Source organism: Mesorhizobium sp. M8A.F.Ca.ET.161.01.1.1 (assembly GCF_004792105.1).
GTDB lineage: Bacteria > Pseudomonadota > Alphaproteobacteria > Rhizobiales > Rhizobiaceae > Mesorhizobium.
This window is the reverse complement of sequence record NZ_SRTD01000001.1, coordinates 1-16004: the sequence shown is the minus strand read 5'-3', so window position 1 is coordinate 16004 and position 16004 is coordinate 1. Positions and strand designations below refer to the sequence as shown.

Here is a 16004-nt window from a genome sequence, read left to right as displayed (position 1 = left end):
GGCAGGCTCCCCGCCCTTGCCTCCCGCTCCAACTGCATGCAAGGAGTGATTTCGGACACAGGGACAAGAGGCATGGCAGCGGAAGCATCAGGCAGCGATCTCATTCAGGTGGTGGCGCTGCTTGCCGCAGGGGTCGTCGCCGTCCCCATCTTCAAGCGCATGGGTCTCGGCTCGATTCTCGGATATCTCGCCGCAGGCGTGGTGATCGGCCCGTTCGGCATCGGTGTCTTTTCCGAATCGGGAGCCATCCTGCATGTCGCCGAACTCGGCGTCGTCATGTTCCTGTTCATCATCGGCCTGGAAATGCAGCCATCGCGGCTCTGGGGCCTGCGCCGCGAGATCTTCGGGCTTGGCGCGCTTCAAGTCGGGGTCTGCGCGGTGCTGCTGACTGGTGTCGGCATGGCCGGAGGGTTTCCGATCGCGCAATCCTTCGTCGCCGGGGCCGGTTTCGTGCTGACCTCGACGGCCATCGTCATGCAGCTTCTGGAGGAGCGCGGCGAAATCGCCTCTCCCAAGGGCCAGCGCATCGTCTCCATCCTGCTGCTGGAGGATCTGGCCATCGTGCCGCTGCTCGCCCTGATCGCTTTCCTGGCGCCCGGCGGTGCCGATACCAGCCTGTCGGAGCGGCTGACCGAGGTCGGTATCGGCCTCGCCGCGATCGTCGGACTGGTGGTGGCGGGACGCTACCTGCTCAATCCCTTCTTCCGCATCCTGGCGGATGCCCGTGCGCGCGAGGTGATGACGGCCGCGGCTCTGCTGGTCGTGCTCGGGTCGGCGCTCGCCATGCAGCTCAGCGGCCTGTCGATGGCGATGGGCGCCTTCCTGGCCGGGGTGCTGCTTTCGGAATCGACCTTCCGCCATCAGCTCGAAGCCGACATCGAACCGTTCCGCGGCATCCTGCTCGGCCTGTTCTTCCTTGCGGTCGGCATGTCGCTCGACCTGCATGTGGTGGCCGCGAACTGGAAGCTGATCGCCATCTATGTCGTCGCCTACATGGTGATGAAGGCTTTCGGCATCTACATCGTCGCCCGCATCCTGAAATCAGGCCACCGCGAGGCACTGGAGCGCGCGGTCTTCATGGCGCAAGGCGGTGAATTCGCCTTCGTACTCTATTCCGCGGCCGCCGCCGTCGGCATCATCGACGGCCAGGCAAACGCGACGCTGACGGCGATCGTCATCATCTCCATGGTGCTGACGCCGCTGGCGATCATCGCCTTGCGCTATTTGACGCCGCGCGACGAGCAGTCGCTGGACGGCGTCGAAATCGCCGACGGCCTGACCGGCAGCGTGCTGATCATCGGCTTCGGCCGCTTCGGCCAGATCGCCAGCCAACCACTGCTCTTGCGCGGTATCGACGTCTCGATCATCGACAACGATGTCGAGATGATCCAGGCGGCCGCCGATTTCGGCTTCAAGGTCTACTATGGCGATGGCACGCGGTTGGACATCCTGCACGCGGCCGGGGCCGGCCGGGCGCGGGCCGTGCTGATCTGTGTCGACAAGCCCGACGCCGCCATCCGCATCGCCGAACTCGTCAAGGCGGAGTTTCCCTTGCTTACGGTGTTGGCACGTGCGTTCGACCGCGGCACGGCGCTGCAGCTCATCCGCGCCGGCGTCGATTATCAGCTGCGCGAAACCTTCGAATCGGCGCTCGTCTTTGGTGGCTCGACCCTCGAGGCGCTGGGCGTCGATCCCGAAGACGTCGCCGAAACGATCGAGGACGTCAGGCGTCGCGACACGGCCCGCTTCGAGACCCAGCTCGCCGAAGGCATCCGCTCGGGACAGCGTTTCCTGAAAGGCAATATCGGCACGCCGATCCCGACCCCGCTTTCCACGCCCCGCCGTCCTGGCCAGGCGCTCAACGAGGAAACGGCCGGCGTCCTGCATAAATCCGAACCGGCGGATTGAACGGGGAAATCAACGATGGAACTGAACAGCAGAGCCCTCTCGGTCACCAAATTCTGGCGCGACGCCGGCGAGGATGCGTGGTTCGAGAAGAACGACGCTTTCGATGCCGATTTCCGCGCCCGCTTCCTCGACCTCCATTACGCCGCCGCGCGGCGCGAATGCGACGACTGGTCAGGACATGCCGAAGGCTCGCTGGCGCTGATGATCCTGCTGGACCAGTTTCCGCGCAATTGCTTTCGCGGCACCGGCCATATGTTTGCGACCGACCCCCTGGCAAAGCATTTCGCGCAAAAGGCGGTCTCTGCCGGCCACGATTTGGCGCTGGAACCGGAGGTCCGCGTGTTCCTCTATTTGCCGTTCGAGCATTCGGAAAATCTTGCCGACCAGGACCGGTCGGTTGAACTTCACACAGCCAGGGCCGAGTTCAATCTGAAATACGCCCTGGAACATCGTGACATCATCCAGCGCTTTGGCCGTTTCCCGCACCGCAACAAGATGCTTGGGCGCGAAACGACCGCTGAGGAAAAAGCATTCCTGGATGACGGTGGTTTCTCCGGCTGATACCAGCGGTCTAGCGCAGCCACCAATCCTGGCCTGACGGCAGGCGCTCGATGCCCGCGGCATCGACCGAGCCCAGGCGATCGACAACGCGTTTGCCGCCAATGGTGAGGTCCGGCGCGATCTCGGCCAGCGGTGCCAGCACGAAGGCGCGCTCCAGCATGCGCGGGTGTGGCACTTCCAGGCCCGTTTCATGGATGATGCGGTCGCCGAACACCAGGATGTCGATGTCGATCAGGCGCGGCCCCCACCTCTCCTCGCGCACGCGCTTGAGCTTTCGCTCGGCATCGAGGCAGAGGTCGAGCAATGCCCGCGGCAACAGCCGCGTCGACAGTGCTGCGGCCGCGTTGAGGAAATCCGGTTGGTCGAGCTTGCCCCAGGGCGGCGTCCGGTAGAGCGAGGAAACGGCGCCCACGTCAGTATCGGGATCGGCGTCGAGCAGGCGCAACGCAGCCCCCATCGACTTGGCCGGATCACCGAGATTGCCGCCGAGGCTCAGATAGACGGTGTTACTCGGGCCAGACAACGGTCACCTCGACGTAATCGAGCACGCCAGGCACCGGCGCATTCGGCTTGCGAACGGTGACCTCGGCTTTGCGAATCTGGGGAAAGCGCCCGGTGAGGGCCTTTGCGACTTCCAGGGCCAGGGCCTCGATCAGGAAGCGCCTGTGTCCGGTGATGATCTCCTCGATGACGGTGAAGGCAACGCCGTAATTGACGGTTTCCCCGATGGCGTCATCGACGAGCGCACGTCCGGGCTCGACGGTGAGCGAGGCATCGACATAGAAGCGCTGCCCGAGCGCTTCTTCCTCGTCCAGCACGCCGTGCCGGGCAAAGAAGGCGCAATTCTTCATGCGGATGACATACATGGCTCAGCGTTCCGATCCGGTGTCCCGCGCCAGCATAGCATCCGCCACGGCCAGCGCGTCCACGTTGATTGCGACATCATGGACGCGAAACAGATGCGCACCCTTGAGCCTGAGTATGACGCTGGTCGCCGCCGTACCGGCCGCCCGGTCGGCTGCGTCGCGGCCGGTGACGGTGCCGATAAAGCGTTTTCGCGACGTACCGGCCATCAGCGGGAAGCCGAGCGCGCCAAGCTCGGAAAACCGCGCCATCAGATCGAGGTTTTCCGCCGCCGTCTCCTTGGCGAAACCAAAGCCGGGGTCGAGCACGACATGGTCGTCGGCGACACCCTGCCCGCGCCCGATCTCCAGCGATTTTCCCAGGAACGCCAACTGGTCGGCGATCACGTCGGGCAGCTTTTCGCGGTCGCGGCCGGTATGCATGATGACGAGCCCGGCGCCGGTTTCGGCCGCCACCCGAGCAATGTCTGGCTCGCGCTGCAGACCCCAGACATCATTGACGATGTGCGCGCCGGCTGCCACCGCGAGCCGTGCTGTCTCCGCACGATAGGTGTCGACCGAGATCAGCACGTCGCCTGCACGCGCCAGCGCCTCGATCACCGGCAGGATACGGGCCTGCTCCTCGCTGGCCGAGATCGCCGCCGCGCCGGGCCGGGTCGATTCGCCGCCGATATCAATGACCGCGGCGCCTTCCCCGATCATGCGGCGCGCATGGACCAGCGCGGTTTCGGGAGCATCAAACAGGCCGCCGTCGGAAAAGCTGTCGGGCGTGACATTGAGGATGCCAACCACCACGGCCTTGCCGCCAAGCTCGAGATGACGCCCATGCGCCAGCTGCCATCGCCTCGCCGTCATTGCGCATCAACCATGGGCTCATCAACCAGGGGGTCATCAACGATGTGTGATCCGCATCGGATCAGTTCCGTTGCGCCGGCAAAGGCCGTAAAGCAAGGTACCCGAAGAGGCAACATGATGACACGATCCCTGCTCTGCGCACTGCTGCTTACCGTCGCCGTTCCGGCGGATGCGGCCAATCTGGTGAAGACATACAGCTATTTCGCCATTGGCGGCAGAACGCTGGAGGATATCGAGCAGCAACTCGCCAAACACGGGCCGCAGGTCAAAAGCACGGGGTCGCGCCACCCGGGCGCCACCCAGATGGCCTTCACGACACGCATCAGCTACGCCAGCCAGTCCGGCTCCTGCCGGATCGCCGACGCGGTCGTGACCGTCAAGGTCAAGGTGATCCTTCCCGAATGGCGCCGCCCACGCAAAGCCGATGCCGATGTACGGCTGTTCTGGGATACATTGTCCGCCGACATCAAGCGCCATGAAGACCGCCATGTCGAGATCGCCAAGAACCACGGCCGCGCACTGGAAGACGCGCTGAAGGCAACCCATCCGCAGAAGGATTGCAATGCGGCAAAGGCCAAGGCCGCCGAGATAACGGCGGCCGAGCTTGCCAGACACGACCAGGACCAGTTGCGGTTCGACCGTGTCGAAGGCGTCAATTTCGAAAGCCGCATCCTGCGGCTGATGCGCTACCGGATGCAACGCATCGAGAGTGGCCAATTGCCGCCGCCAACCTGAATTTCCTCGCCGGCTCCGTTCGCCTGGATGCAAGCCAACCGGGCGGAAGCGTAGTGCAGCTTCGAATTTTTTTCGAGCGGCGGTCGAAATCGGTCTATAGGGAACGACATATCCAGGGTTGCCTCGGGCACAAGCTGGAAGCACGACCATCACGATCGATCGCGCCGCGAATGCACCACAAAGACCCGATGGTGATGCGGCAGCGCAAGGCGCATGGACGAGAAATATGGACCAGGCAGTCGACAAGCAGGCCGTGGCGGCCGCGAGCGCGCCGCTGACCGAAAGCGAAAAGAACGCCATTATCGGCGGCGTCCTTCTGTCGATGCTGCTGGCGGCCCTCGACCAGACCATCGTCGCGCCCGCCATGCCGACCATCGGGCGCTCGCTCGGCCATGCCGAATACCTGCCCTGGATTGTCACCGGCTACCTCTTGACCGCAACCGCCGTGGCACCGCTCTACGGCAAGATTTCCGACGTCTATGGGCGTCGGCCGACCGTCTATGCGGCAATCCTCATCTTTCTTGCCGGATCGCTGGTCAGCGCACTGGCTCCCAACATGTTCGTCCTTATCCTGGGGCGCGCGATCCAGGGGGCCGGTGGCGGCGGCCTTTTCGCGCTGACGCAGACCGTGGTCGGCGACCTTGTCCCGCCGCGCGAGCGGGCGCGCTATGCGGCGTGGTTTTCCGGCACATGGGCCGTCGCCAGCGTCGCGGGGCCGCTGCTGGGCGGCACTTTTGCCGAACATCTGCACTGGTCCCTCATCTTCTGGATCAATATCCCGCTGGGCTTTGTTGCGATGGCGATCATCAACACGCCGCTCAAGAAGCTGCCGATCGCGGCCAAGAATCACAGCATCGATGGTCTTGGCGCATTGCTGCTCATCGTGGCCACGGCGCTGTTGCTGCTGGCGCTGAACTGGGGCGGCAGCGCTTACCCGTGGATGTCGCCGGAAGTCGTCGGCGTCCTGGCCGGCTCCGCGCTTTTCTGGGGAGCCTTTGCCCTGCGGCTGATGCGGGCGGCCGAACCGCTCATTTCGCTGGAAGTGCTGGGCAACCCGATCGTCCTGGCCGGCACTCTGTCGATGTTCCTGCTCCAGGCCTCCAGCGTCGGCCTTGCCGTCTATCTGCCCGTCTATCTGCAATCGATACTTGGCCTGACGGCCAGCGAGTCGGGCATTGCAATGCTAGGCCTTCTGCTTGGAACCGTGGGCGGCGCCGCTTCCAGCGGCCGCCTGATACCGCGCTTCACCCACTACAAGCGCATCGCCATGGTCGGCGTCCTCTTCGCCATCCTGTGCATGGGCCTGCTGGCCTTTGTCGCCGGCCAAGCATCGTTGCTGGTCGTCGAAGTCCTGACCATCTGTATCGGGCTGGGGACCGGGACGACATTTCCGGTAACCACCGTCTCCGTGCAGAATGCCGTCGACCGCATGCATCTTGGTGTGGCGACGGGGGTGCTTACCTTTCTGCGGTCGCTGGGCAGTGCATTGGGGGTCGCGATGCTCGGGGCCGTCGCTCTGGGCTTTGGGTTGCCGCTGGCCGGTGAAGGCGTTGCGGTGGCTGGACATGTCGCATCGGCCCAGCCCTTCGTGATGATCTTTCTCGTCGCGGCCGGCACTCTGGGACTGGGCCTCATCACGCTGACGCTGATGCCCGAGAAAGAACTTCGAGGCCACGTCGACGATCCGGCGCCCATCCTGGCGGAATAGCTAGCCGGAGACGCCGAGTTTCTTCTGCAGGCTGGTGGACGAAGTCGTATACTGGAACACGATTCGTTCGCCGGGGCTGACGACGCGCTTGGCGGCCTGCGCCATCAGCGCCACCTCGTGGAAACCCGACAGGATCAGCTTCAGCTTGCCCGGGTACCAGTTGATGTCGCCCACCGCGAAGATGCCGGGCACCGATGTCTGGAATTTCTCCGTATCGACCGGGATCAGGTTCTCATGGAGATTGAGCCCCCATTCCGCGATCGGGCCGAGCTTCATGGTCAGGCCGAAAAACGGCAGCATGCGGGTGCAAGGCACCTCGATGTCGCCATCCGGGCCTCCCTTGATGGTGGCCGATGCCAGCTGGCCATCGGCTCCGGTGAGCCCGGTCACCTGGCCGACCCGAAATTCCAGCTGCTTCATCTCCTGCATGGCGTACATCTTGTTGACGCTGTCGGGCGCCGCGCGAAACTCGGGCCGCCGGTGAACGAGTGTCACGCTCTTTGCCACCGGCTGCAGGTTGAGCGTCCAGTCCAGCGCCGAGTCGCCGCCGCCGCCGATGACCAGGTCATGGTCGCGAAAATCCTCCATCCGGCGAACCGAATAGAAGACGCTCGTGCCTTCATAGGCCTCGATGCCGGGAATTGGCGGGCGCTTCGGCTGGAATGAGCCGCCGCCGGCGGCGATCACCACCACCTTGGCTTCGAACACCTCGTTCTCGTCCGTGGTCACGCGAAAGCCGCCGTCGTCCAACTTTTCGAGACTGGAGACCATGCGGTTGTAGGTGAAGTCAGGCTTGAACGGCTCAACCTGCTCAAGCAACTTGTCGACGAGCCCTTGCGCCGAAATCGAGGGCCAGCCGGGGATGTCGTAGATCGGTTTTTCCGGATAGAGTTCCGCGCATTGGCCGCCCGGTTTGTCGAGAATGTCGATCAGGTGGCACTTGAGGTCCAGCAGGCCGAGTTCGAACACGGCGAACAGGCCGACCGGCCCTGCCCCGACAATGAGGACGTCTGTGCTGATGATGCCGGTCATGATGCGCCTCGCTGCGAAAGTCCCGGCGAGACTGCATGACCATTGCCCCGCTGCCAAGCGTCAGCGGCAAAAATCGCCGATGCAGGCTTTCAGCCCTGACGTTCTGGCACCCGCACGATCAGACCGTCGAGTGCGTCGCGCACCTTGATCTGGCAAGACAGGCGCGAGTTCGGCTGGACCTCATAGGCGAAGTCCAGCATGTCTTCTTCCATCGCCTCGGGCTCGCCGACTTCGGCCGTCCAGGCCTCGTCGACATAGACATGGCAGGTCGCGCAGGCGCAGGCGCCACCGCACTCCGCTTCGATGCCCGGAACGGCGTTGCGAATGGCGTTTTCCATGACCGTCGAGCCGTTTTCGGCATCCACGTCGAAATGTGTGCCGTCATGGGCGATGAAGGTCAGTTTGGTCATTTGTCACCTGAAGGGAGTTTCGCCCGGGACGAAGAGCCTTTCGCCTGGGACGAAAGAGAGTTTCGCCCGAGATAATCACTCCGGCAAACAAGTCAACTGCCGCGCGAAAGCGGCGCTCCGTGACGTTTTTGTCGCAAACCGGAATCAGCGATTGATGGCGGCGATGAAGTCGCGCATTTCGTCGATCAGCCGGCCGAGCCGCTTGAGGGTCTGGACGTCCTCCGGACGGCGCTCGATATCGGTGGCGCAATCGGCGATGGCGAAGGCGCCCACGCCGCGTGCCGATCCTTTCAAACCATGAGCCAGCAGCAGCCGGTCCTTGATGTCGGCATCGACTATTTTGTCGCGCACCGACAATGCCTGCTGCACAAACAGCGCCAGCACCTCCTGCTCAAGGGCGCGGTCGCCCATCGTTTGCCGGGCAAGGTGTGCCAAATCGACCGGCCGGGACTGCCTCGTTCCCGATACGTCGCCCCCGGGCATTGAGAAGGCAATGCCGCTTTCGCCACGCATGAACTCGAACTCCATTTTCTTCGGCCGCCTGAAAAACTAGGCGATTCCAGTGGACAACGGGTTAATGAATGGCCGGGAAAAATGTTGCGAAAACGGCGCCCAAATCACGGTTCCGTTAACCCTATATTTAAAGTTTTACGTATCCCGCGGAATGCATGTTTTCTTTACCCCCCTGTGTCATTACGATACGAGGGTCCATTTTCAGCCTCCTGCGCGGGGGTAAGATAACCAGAATTATAAGCCCCCGCGGCAGCTAGTACAGGGTAGCGAAGGCATGGCGAAGAAACCAACGACGACCAGAACTCTCGACAGCGACGTAGCCAGGGAACTCGAAAAAGCGCTCGATCTCGACCTGAGCAGCGATACCGACAGCGGCGACCTCGATATCGCGGCTTCGATGGAAGATCTGGAAGCGCAGATATCGCAGGCCGCCGACGAGCTGGCACGCGAGGGACGCAATCAGCAGCCGTCGGCGCCCGTCGTCAATCAGGCTCAGGCCGCAAAGCCCGCGCCAAAGGCCAAGCCGGCCGAACTTCGCCCGGTGGAGACGCGCAATGGTGGCCAGCCCGCTGGTTTCGCGCCAGCCAACGACGATCGCCAGAAAGATTACAAGACCCTTCTGCACAGCCTGAACAGGCGCGCCTCCAACACCATCTACTGGGTCATCGCCTTTGTCACGCTCGCCTGGATAGCGGGTGCCGGCGGACTGGCCAACCTGCTTTTTGGACCGGGAATCTGGCGGATACGCACGCTGGACCAGTTTTTCGCCCGCCCCGAACTGATCGGCCTCGCGGTCGCGGCAATCGTGCCCGTCATCCTGTTCTGGGCCTTCGCGGCGATGATCCGCCGCGCCCAGGACATGCGCATCGCCGCGCAATCGATGACGGAAGTGGCCTTCCGCCTGACCGAGCCGGAAAACATGGCCCAGGATCGCGTCATGATGATCGGCCAGGCCGTCCGCCGCGAGGTGGCCGCCATGGGCGAGGGCATCGAACGCACGCTTGCCCGTGCCGTGGAGCTGGAAACGCTGGTCCACAGCGAGGTCAACCAGATCGAACGCTCCTATTCGGAAAACGAAACCCGGATTCGGTCGCTGGTCGACGGATTGGGCAGTGAACGCGAAGCCGTGGTGTCTCATGCCGAACGTGTCCGCGCCTCGATCTCCGGCGCGCACGAGACCTTGCGCGATGAAATCGGCGCGGCAAGCGACATCATCCGCGACAGCATACTCAATGCGTCGACCAAGCTGTCGATGACGATCACCAATTCCGGCGACACGCTGATCGACCGCATCAATGAAAGCTCGATGTCGATCTTCGACTCGGTGGAAGGCCGGCTCGACAACATCACCGACCGGCTTTCGACCTCCGGCGAGGCTTTCGCCAGCCTGCTCGATACCCGCATCGCCAAGCTGACGGACACCACGGACGGCTTGACTCGCTCGTTGACCGACCTGCTCGACGACCGCACCACCGGCATGGTGTCTCTGCTCGGCGGCGCCGCGCGCACCCTCAATTCCGAGTTCGAGGCCAGCCTCAACGGCATCGAGCGCACCTTGGCCGAACGCGGCCAGGCGCTGATCAGCGAATTCCAGACCCGCGCCGAAGCGCTGGACACCGGCACGCAGAAGCTCAATGCGGCGCTGGAAGCCCGCGCCCGTCAGATCAACGAAACGCTGGTCGAGCGTGCGCGTGAAATCGCCCACACCTTCGCCGAGAGCAAGGACACGCTGTCGGCCATGATCGATCAGGGCAAGACCCAGATCGGCGCCGACATGGCCGACATCGTCACCTCGACCTCGTCCATGCTCGAAGCGCGCGCCAGCGATTTCGCCGGCCGCATGGAGGCAGCCCGCCACGTCGTGTCGCGCTCCTTCGACGCCGACATCCAGAGACTTGCCGACGCCCGCGTCGGTATCGAGGAAGCCGTCGAAAACCACAGCCGCAAGCTTTCCGAGAGCCGCGAGCGCATGGCGGAAGCCATGCAGGCGGACCTGGCGAAATTCGCCGAGGGCCGCGCCGGCATCGATGCCGCGGTGACCAACCAGGTGCAGAAGCTGGCCGAAGGCCGCGGCCTGATAGCGCGTGCGCTCGAAGAAGACCTGCGCAAGGTCAACGAATCGCGCGCCGCCATCGATGCGTCGCTCGGCAGCCACCTCGAAAGGCTGGAAGAAGGCCGCAACCGGCTCTCTCTGGCCCTCAACGAAGACTCTGGTAAATTGGTGCAAGCTCGTACGATCATTGATGAAATGGTCGCCGGACATGTCGGAAAACTGGCTGAAGGCCGCAACATCCTGTCGCGCGCTTTGGAAGCTGATCTCGGCAAATTGTCCGACAGCCGCGCCGACATAGACGGCCTTGTCGCCGGCCAGGTCGAGAAAATCGCCGAGGGCCGCGCGGTGCTCGCCAAGGCGCTGGAAAACGACATTGCCGGTATCAAGAACCTCATCGAGGCGCATTCGGCGAAACTGGCCGAAGACCGCACGCAGCTCGGCCGTTCGCTCGAAAGCGACTTGTCGGGCATACGCGGCCTGATCGACAGCCATTCGGGGCGCCTGGCGGAAGACCGCGGGCTGCTGTCGCAGACGCTTGAAGCCGATCTCGCCAAGTTGGCCGAAAGCCGCGCCAGCATCGACGGGCTGGTCGCCGGCCAGGTCGAGAAGCTCGCTGAAGGCCGCGACATTCTCAAGCGTGCGCTGGAATCCGACCTCAACACCATCAAGAACGTCATATCGAGCCAGTCGGACAAACTTGCCGAGGATCGCGGGCAGCTCTCGCGCGTTCTGGAAGCCGATCTGCAGAACGTGAACAGCGTCATCGCCGACCACATGAACAGGCTGGTTCAGGATCGCTCGACCTTGTCGAAAGCGCTGGAGGACGATCTCGCGAAACTGGCCGAAAGCCGCTCCAGCATCGACGGGCTGGTCGCCGGCCAGGTCGAGAAGCTCGCCGAAGGTCGCGACATCCTGCGCCGCGCATTGGAGGCTGACCTCAACACGGTCAGAAACACCGTTACCGACCAGTCCCAGAAACTGGTCGACGACCGCGCCCAGTTCGCCCGCGCGCTGGAGGCCGATCTCGAAACCGTCAACAGCCTTGTCAACAGCCACTCGGACCGACTTGCCCAGGAGCGTTCGACACTGTCGAAGGCGCTTGAGGCCGACCTCGAAACTGTCGGCAGCCACGTCAACAGCCACACCGAGAGGCTCGCCCAGGATCGTTCGACCTTGTCGAGAGCGCTCGAGGCGGACCTGCAGACCGTTAGCGGCCACGTCAACAATCACGCGGAACGGCTTGTCCAGGAGCGTTCGACCTTGTCGAAGGCGCTCGAAGACGATCTTGCCAAGCTGGCCGAGAGCCGCTCCAGCATCGACGGGCTGGTCGCCGGTCAGGTCGAGAAGCTCGCCGAAGGCCGTGATGTCCTCAAGCGTGCGCTGGAGGCCGATCTTGCCAAGCTGGCCGAGAGCCGCTCCAGCATCGACGGCTTGGTGGCCGGCCAGGTCGAGAAGCTCGCCGAGGGCCGCGACATTCTCAAGCGCGCTCTCGAAGCCGACCTGCAGAGGCTGACCGAAAGCCGCGGCGATATCGACGACATCATCGCCGGGCATGTCGGCAAGTTGTCCGAAGGCCGCAATATGCTCAGCCGGGCGCTGGAAGATGATCTCGGCAAGCTCGCCGAGACCCGCAAGGACGTCGATCGCTCGCTGTCCGGCCATATCGACCAGATTGCGGCCCGGAGCACGGACATTTCCGCCGCCATCGCCGCCGATGTCGACAAGATCGAGCAGGCGTTCAGCCGCCAGACCGGCATCATCGAGGAACGCGCCGGCACCATGGAGCGCGCCCTGTCGACTGGTGTCGACAACGTCCGCAGCGTCCTCGAGAAGAGCGCGGTCTTCGTCGCCGGCGCCTTGCGCGAAAAGGTCCTGGAAGTCACCAGCACGCTGCACGAGCAGGCCGGTGCGGCCTTCAGCGACGCCGATCGCAAGATCGCCGAGCGCGCCGAACAGACGTCCGCCGCCCTGCTGGCACGGGCCGAAGACATTGCCCGCACCTTCGAGGAGGCCGATCGTCGCCTCCACGCCCGCGCGGAAGATACGTCGAACGCATTGCTCGCCCGCGCCGACGACACGTCCAGCTCGCTGCTGGCCCGCGCCCATGAAACCGCCGATCAGCTCGCCGCTCGCGCTGGCGAGATCGCCGGCACCTTCGACATGACGGACCAAAAGCTCGCCGCCCGTGCCCAGGAGACTGCGGATCAGCTGGCCGCCCGCGCAAGCGAGATTGCCGGCACATTCGACGCGGCCGACCAGAAGCTCGTCGCCCGGGCCGTGGAAACGGCGCAATCGCTGGCCGCCCGCGCCGGCGACATCCTGCGCAACTTCGAAAGCGCCGACCAGCGGCTCGGCATGCGCATCGGCGAATCCGCCGAGGCGCTCGCCGCCCGCGCGTCGGACCTTGGCCGCATCTTCGACGCCGCCGACCAGCATTTGGTCTCGCGCATCGCCGAGGGGTCGGACGCGCTGTCCAGCCGGGCGTCCGAAATCGCCCGTATCTTCGACGACGCCGACCAGCGCCTGGTTTCGCGCATCGCCGACAGCACCTCGACGATCGGCGAGCATGCGCAGACCATTGTCGGCGCCTTCGCCAGCACCGAGCAGAGGGTCGCCGATCGTGCCCGCCAGACCGGCCAGGAACTGGCCGTGCATGCGCGCGAAATCGAGCAGGCGCTTGCCGGCGCCGACGAGCGTCTTGCATCGAGCGCGGCGGCCGCGGCCGCCCGTGTCGAAGAGCAGATCGCCGGCGTCGAAAACCGGCTCGCCTACACGGCCGAGACGATGGGCCAGAAGCTCAACGAGCAGGTATCGACCGCCGAGGCGCAACTCGTATCGCGTGCCAATGTGATCGCGGAGACCTTTACCGCGGTCGGCCAACATATCGGCCAGAGCACCAACGATGCCGCCAAGACGATCGGCGCCAACACCCGCGAGCTCAACACCATGCTCGCGGCGCGGTCCGCCGAGATGTCGAAGATCCTCGACGAAACCGCGCGGCCTTTGGTCGAGCGCTTCGCCCAGGGCGGCTCGGAACTGCAGAAGAGCATGGAAGAGGTCACTGAACGCGCGACCGAGAAGCTGCGCAGCGAGAATGCGACCCTGGTCAACGCGCTGGCCAGCCGTACCGCCGAAACCTTGTCGGCGGTCGAAGGCGCCCGTTCGTCGCTGTCCGACAGCGTCGCCGATCTCATCGGCCGGATGACCAAGTCCAGCTCGCAGCTCGGTCAGTTGATCGAGCAGGCCGCGGTCAACCTCGGCGAGGTCGACCAACGTCTGACCGGCAGCACGCAAAGCTTCGCGGCAACCACCGAAAAGGCGGCGCAGACCTTTGCCAGCTCGGCGCGTCTGGTCGATTCGAACACGACAAGGCTGACGGAACTGTCGTCGTCGACCTTGCGTGAGGTCGCCTCGATCGCCACCAAGTTCGACGAACACAGCCGCCTGCTCGCCGGCGCCTCGGACCTCCTGAGCTCGGCCCAGAGCAACCTCGAACACACGCTGGAAAGACAGTCGTCGCTCGAGGATCTCGCCGTTGGCCTGGTCAAGAAGTCGGAAGATCTCGAAAGAGTCATGCGTTCTTTCGAGAACCTCGTCGGCCAGACGCTGCAGAACGCCGAAGGCAAGACGCTGGAATCGGCCGACAAGATCCGCAACGCCATCACCGAGGTCGTCGAGTCGGCAACCAAGCGCTTCGCCGATGCGACCGAGGAAATGCGGCGCACGGCGGGCTCGATCAAGAGCGAACTCGACCTCACCCGCGCCGAGCTCAAGAAAGGCGTGATCGAGATGCCGGAAGAGGCCAAGGAATCGACCTCGGCCATCCGCCGCGCCGTTTCCGAGCAGATTAACGCCTTGAAGGAGCTTTCGGATATCGTTGCGAAATCCGGTCGTGGCGGCGACTCCTCAGAACCGCGTCCCTTGCGTCCGGCGCCGCAGGCACCGGCGGCACGCGCCGCCGAGCCGCCCCGTCGCGCTCCGGCACCGCAGCAGGCGGATCTGCGCCCGCCGCAGGCACCGCTGGGCGGCGCGGCACTGCGAGGCACGCTCGATCTGGAGCGTCCGGCGGAGCCAGCACCACGCCAGCGTGCCACCGACGCCGGTGCCCGCGCGCCGCAAGGCGGCTGGGTGCGTGATCTGCTGACCGCCGCGTCGAACGATGCCGACCTCAGGCCGGCGGCCCCCCAAGCGCCCGCGGAAGCACCGCGCCCGGCCCCTGCCCAGCGTTCCCCGCTGCATGTCGTGGAATCGCTGAACTCGCTGTCCGTCGATATCGCACGGGCCATCGATCACGATGCCTCGATCGAGCTGTGGAACCGCTACCGGCGTGGCGAGCGTGACGTCTTCACGCGCAGGCTCTACACGCTGAAAGGCCAGCAGACGTTCGACGAAATCCGCCGCAAGTACCAGGCGGAGGCCGAATTCCGCGCCGCCGTCGACCGCTATTGCGACGATTTCGAGAAGCTGCTCAAGGATGTCTCGCGCAACGACCGCGACAACATCATGGCGCAGACCTATCTCACGTCGGACACCGGCAAGGTCTACACCATGCTGGCCCATGCCAGCGGCCGCCTGCATTAAGCGGTCGCCAAGCCAAAACGAAAAAGGCGGGGGATTTGTCTCCCGCCTTTTTTCTTGAAGGGACTGATCTCGCCACCTGGAAGACGCATCCGGGTTTGGTCTCGCTTTTCCGGAACCGGATACTGACTTGTGAAGACGGCAATCATCTTCGACTGCGAGTTTCTCTGCCTTGAGGGCTCACAACGCAGATACTGGTGCGCGGCCCATGACCCGGATCCGGTCATCGCCCAGATCGGGGCTGCAAGGCTCGGCCTCGAAGGCGACTTCCCCGTGCTGGGCACGCACAAGGCCTACATCACGCCGATAGACCGATTCGGCGAGAGATACGCGCTCGATCCGTTCATCACCGGGCTGACCGGCATCACCGAAGAAATCATCGAGGCCGAAGGCGTCGGGCTGGAAGAAGCCCTTGCCGGCGTCGATCGGTTTTCCGATGGAGCTCGGTTCTGGTCCTGGGGCAAGGACGAACTGAACATGATCGCCATCAGTTGCTATGTCGCGGGCATCAAGCCGCCCATCCCGGCCACCCGGTTCGACAACGCCGTGAAACTGCTGATCGCGGCCGGCATGCCGATCGAGGACCTGGCAAGGACACCGAGCAACAAGCTTGCGCAATATTACGGCGTCGAACACCAGCCATTGCAGGGGCATGACGCGCTAGAGCGTTTCATGTTTTGACGGAAGCGTATCCGGCGTTTTCGAAGTAGTTCTTGCATTCGGCTGCCTCGATGGTTTCGACGAGGTGGCCGATGTGACGCCAAGTTTCCTCGATGGTTCGCTTCTGG

At 64.1% G+C, this 16004-nt stretch carries 12 protein-coding genes and 1 pseudogene; 6 read left to right on the top strand and 7 right to left on the bottom strand.

The window, feature by feature from the left end; genetic code table 11:
* The first annotated feature begins 72 nt into the window (after positions 1-72).
* On the top strand, positions 73-1908 hold the full coding sequence (locus tag EN804_RS00065; protein WP_135880459.1) for a monovalent cation:proton antiporter-2 (CPA2) family protein: 1836 nt from the start codon (positions 73-75) through the stop codon (positions 1906-1908).
* A gap of 15 nt (positions 1909-1923) precedes the next feature.
* Complete coding sequence (locus tag EN804_RS00060) at positions 1924-2469, top strand: DUF924 family protein (RefSeq protein WP_135918428.1); 546 nt, start codon at positions 1924-1926, stop codon at positions 2467-2469.
* A 10-nt stretch (positions 2470-2479) separates the two neighbouring features.
* Here EN804_RS00060 and folK read toward each other — a convergent pair whose 3' ends face one another.
* Genes folK through folP form a run of 3 tightly spaced genes read right to left on the bottom strand, consistent with a single transcriptional unit; the run spans position 2480 to position 4187 of the window.
* Positions 2480-2992 (bottom strand): 2-amino-4-hydroxy-6-hydroxymethyldihydropteridine diphosphokinase, encoded by a 513-nt coding sequence (gene folK / locus EN804_RS00055; protein WP_135918427.1) that lies wholly within the window; start codon positions 2990-2992, stop codon positions 2480-2482.
* Positions 2976-3335: a dihydroneopterin aldolase gene (folB, locus tag EN804_RS00050; RefSeq protein WP_023773903.1), complete on the bottom strand. Its 360-nt coding sequence runs from the start codon at positions 3333-3335 to the stop codon at positions 2976-2978. Before folB ends, folK begins: the two co-directional genes overlap by 17 nt.
* Before the next feature lie 3 nt (positions 3336-3338).
* Positions 3339-4187: a dihydropteroate synthase gene (folP, locus tag EN804_RS00045; RefSeq protein WP_135918426.1), complete on the bottom strand. Its 849-nt coding sequence runs from the start codon at positions 4185-4187 to the stop codon at positions 3339-3341.
* Between the two features lie 114 nt (positions 4188-4301).
* Between folP and EN804_RS00040 the strand changes: the two genes are divergently transcribed.
* Both EN804_RS00040 and EN804_RS00035 read left to right on the top strand, forming a co-directional pair.
* Positions 4302-4922 (top strand): DUF922 domain-containing protein, encoded by a 621-nt coding sequence (locus EN804_RS00040; RefSeq protein WP_167531424.1) that lies wholly within the window; start codon positions 4302-4304, stop codon positions 4920-4922.
* Positions 4923-5148: 226 nt separating this feature from the next.
* Entirely contained in the window at positions 5149-6630 is a 1482-nt protein-coding gene (locus EN804_RS00035; protein ID WP_127872557.1) for an MDR family MFS transporter, read from the top strand.
* Here the strand turns inward: EN804_RS00035 and EN804_RS00030 are convergent, their stop codons facing one another.
* The 3 genes from EN804_RS00030 to EN804_RS00020 form a co-directional block, all read right to left on the bottom strand.
* Positions 6631-7662 carry an NAD(P)/FAD-dependent oxidoreductase gene (locus EN804_RS00030; RefSeq protein WP_135918424.1) on the bottom strand — a complete coding sequence of 344 codons (1032 nt, stop codon included), beginning with the start codon at positions 7660-7662 and terminating at the stop codon, positions 6631-6633. It lies immediately after the preceding gene.
* An 89-nt stretch (positions 7663-7751) separates the two neighbouring features.
* Positions 7752-8072, bottom strand: coding sequence for a 2Fe-2S iron-sulfur cluster-binding protein (locus tag EN804_RS00025; RefSeq protein ID WP_027144910.1), 321 nt, complete (start codon positions 8070-8072; stop codon positions 7752-7754).
* Between the two features lie 144 nt (positions 8073-8216).
* Positions 8217-8585 (bottom strand): Hpt domain-containing protein, encoded by a 369-nt coding sequence (locus EN804_RS00020; RefSeq protein WP_135880465.1) that lies wholly within the window; start codon positions 8583-8585, stop codon positions 8217-8219.
* A 274-nt stretch (positions 8586-8859) separates the two neighbouring features.
* Between EN804_RS00020 and EN804_RS00015 the strand changes: the two genes are divergently transcribed.
* Positions 8860-15219: a kinesin gene (locus EN804_RS00015; protein ID WP_135918423.1), complete on the top strand. Its 6360-nt coding sequence runs from the start codon at positions 8860-8862 to the stop codon at positions 15217-15219.
* 129 nt (positions 15220-15348) lie between these two features.
* A complete protein-coding gene (locus tag EN804_RS00010; RefSeq protein WP_189524419.1) occupies positions 15349-15897 on the top strand; it encodes an exonuclease in 549 nt (182 codons plus the stop codon).
* Here the strand turns inward: EN804_RS00010 and EN804_RS00005 are convergent.
* Positions 15887-16004: pseudogene (locus EN804_RS00005) on the bottom strand (IS630 family transposase); the annotation flags it as partial. The gene EN804_RS00010 and the pseudogene EN804_RS00005 sit on opposite strands and share 11 nt — an antisense overlap.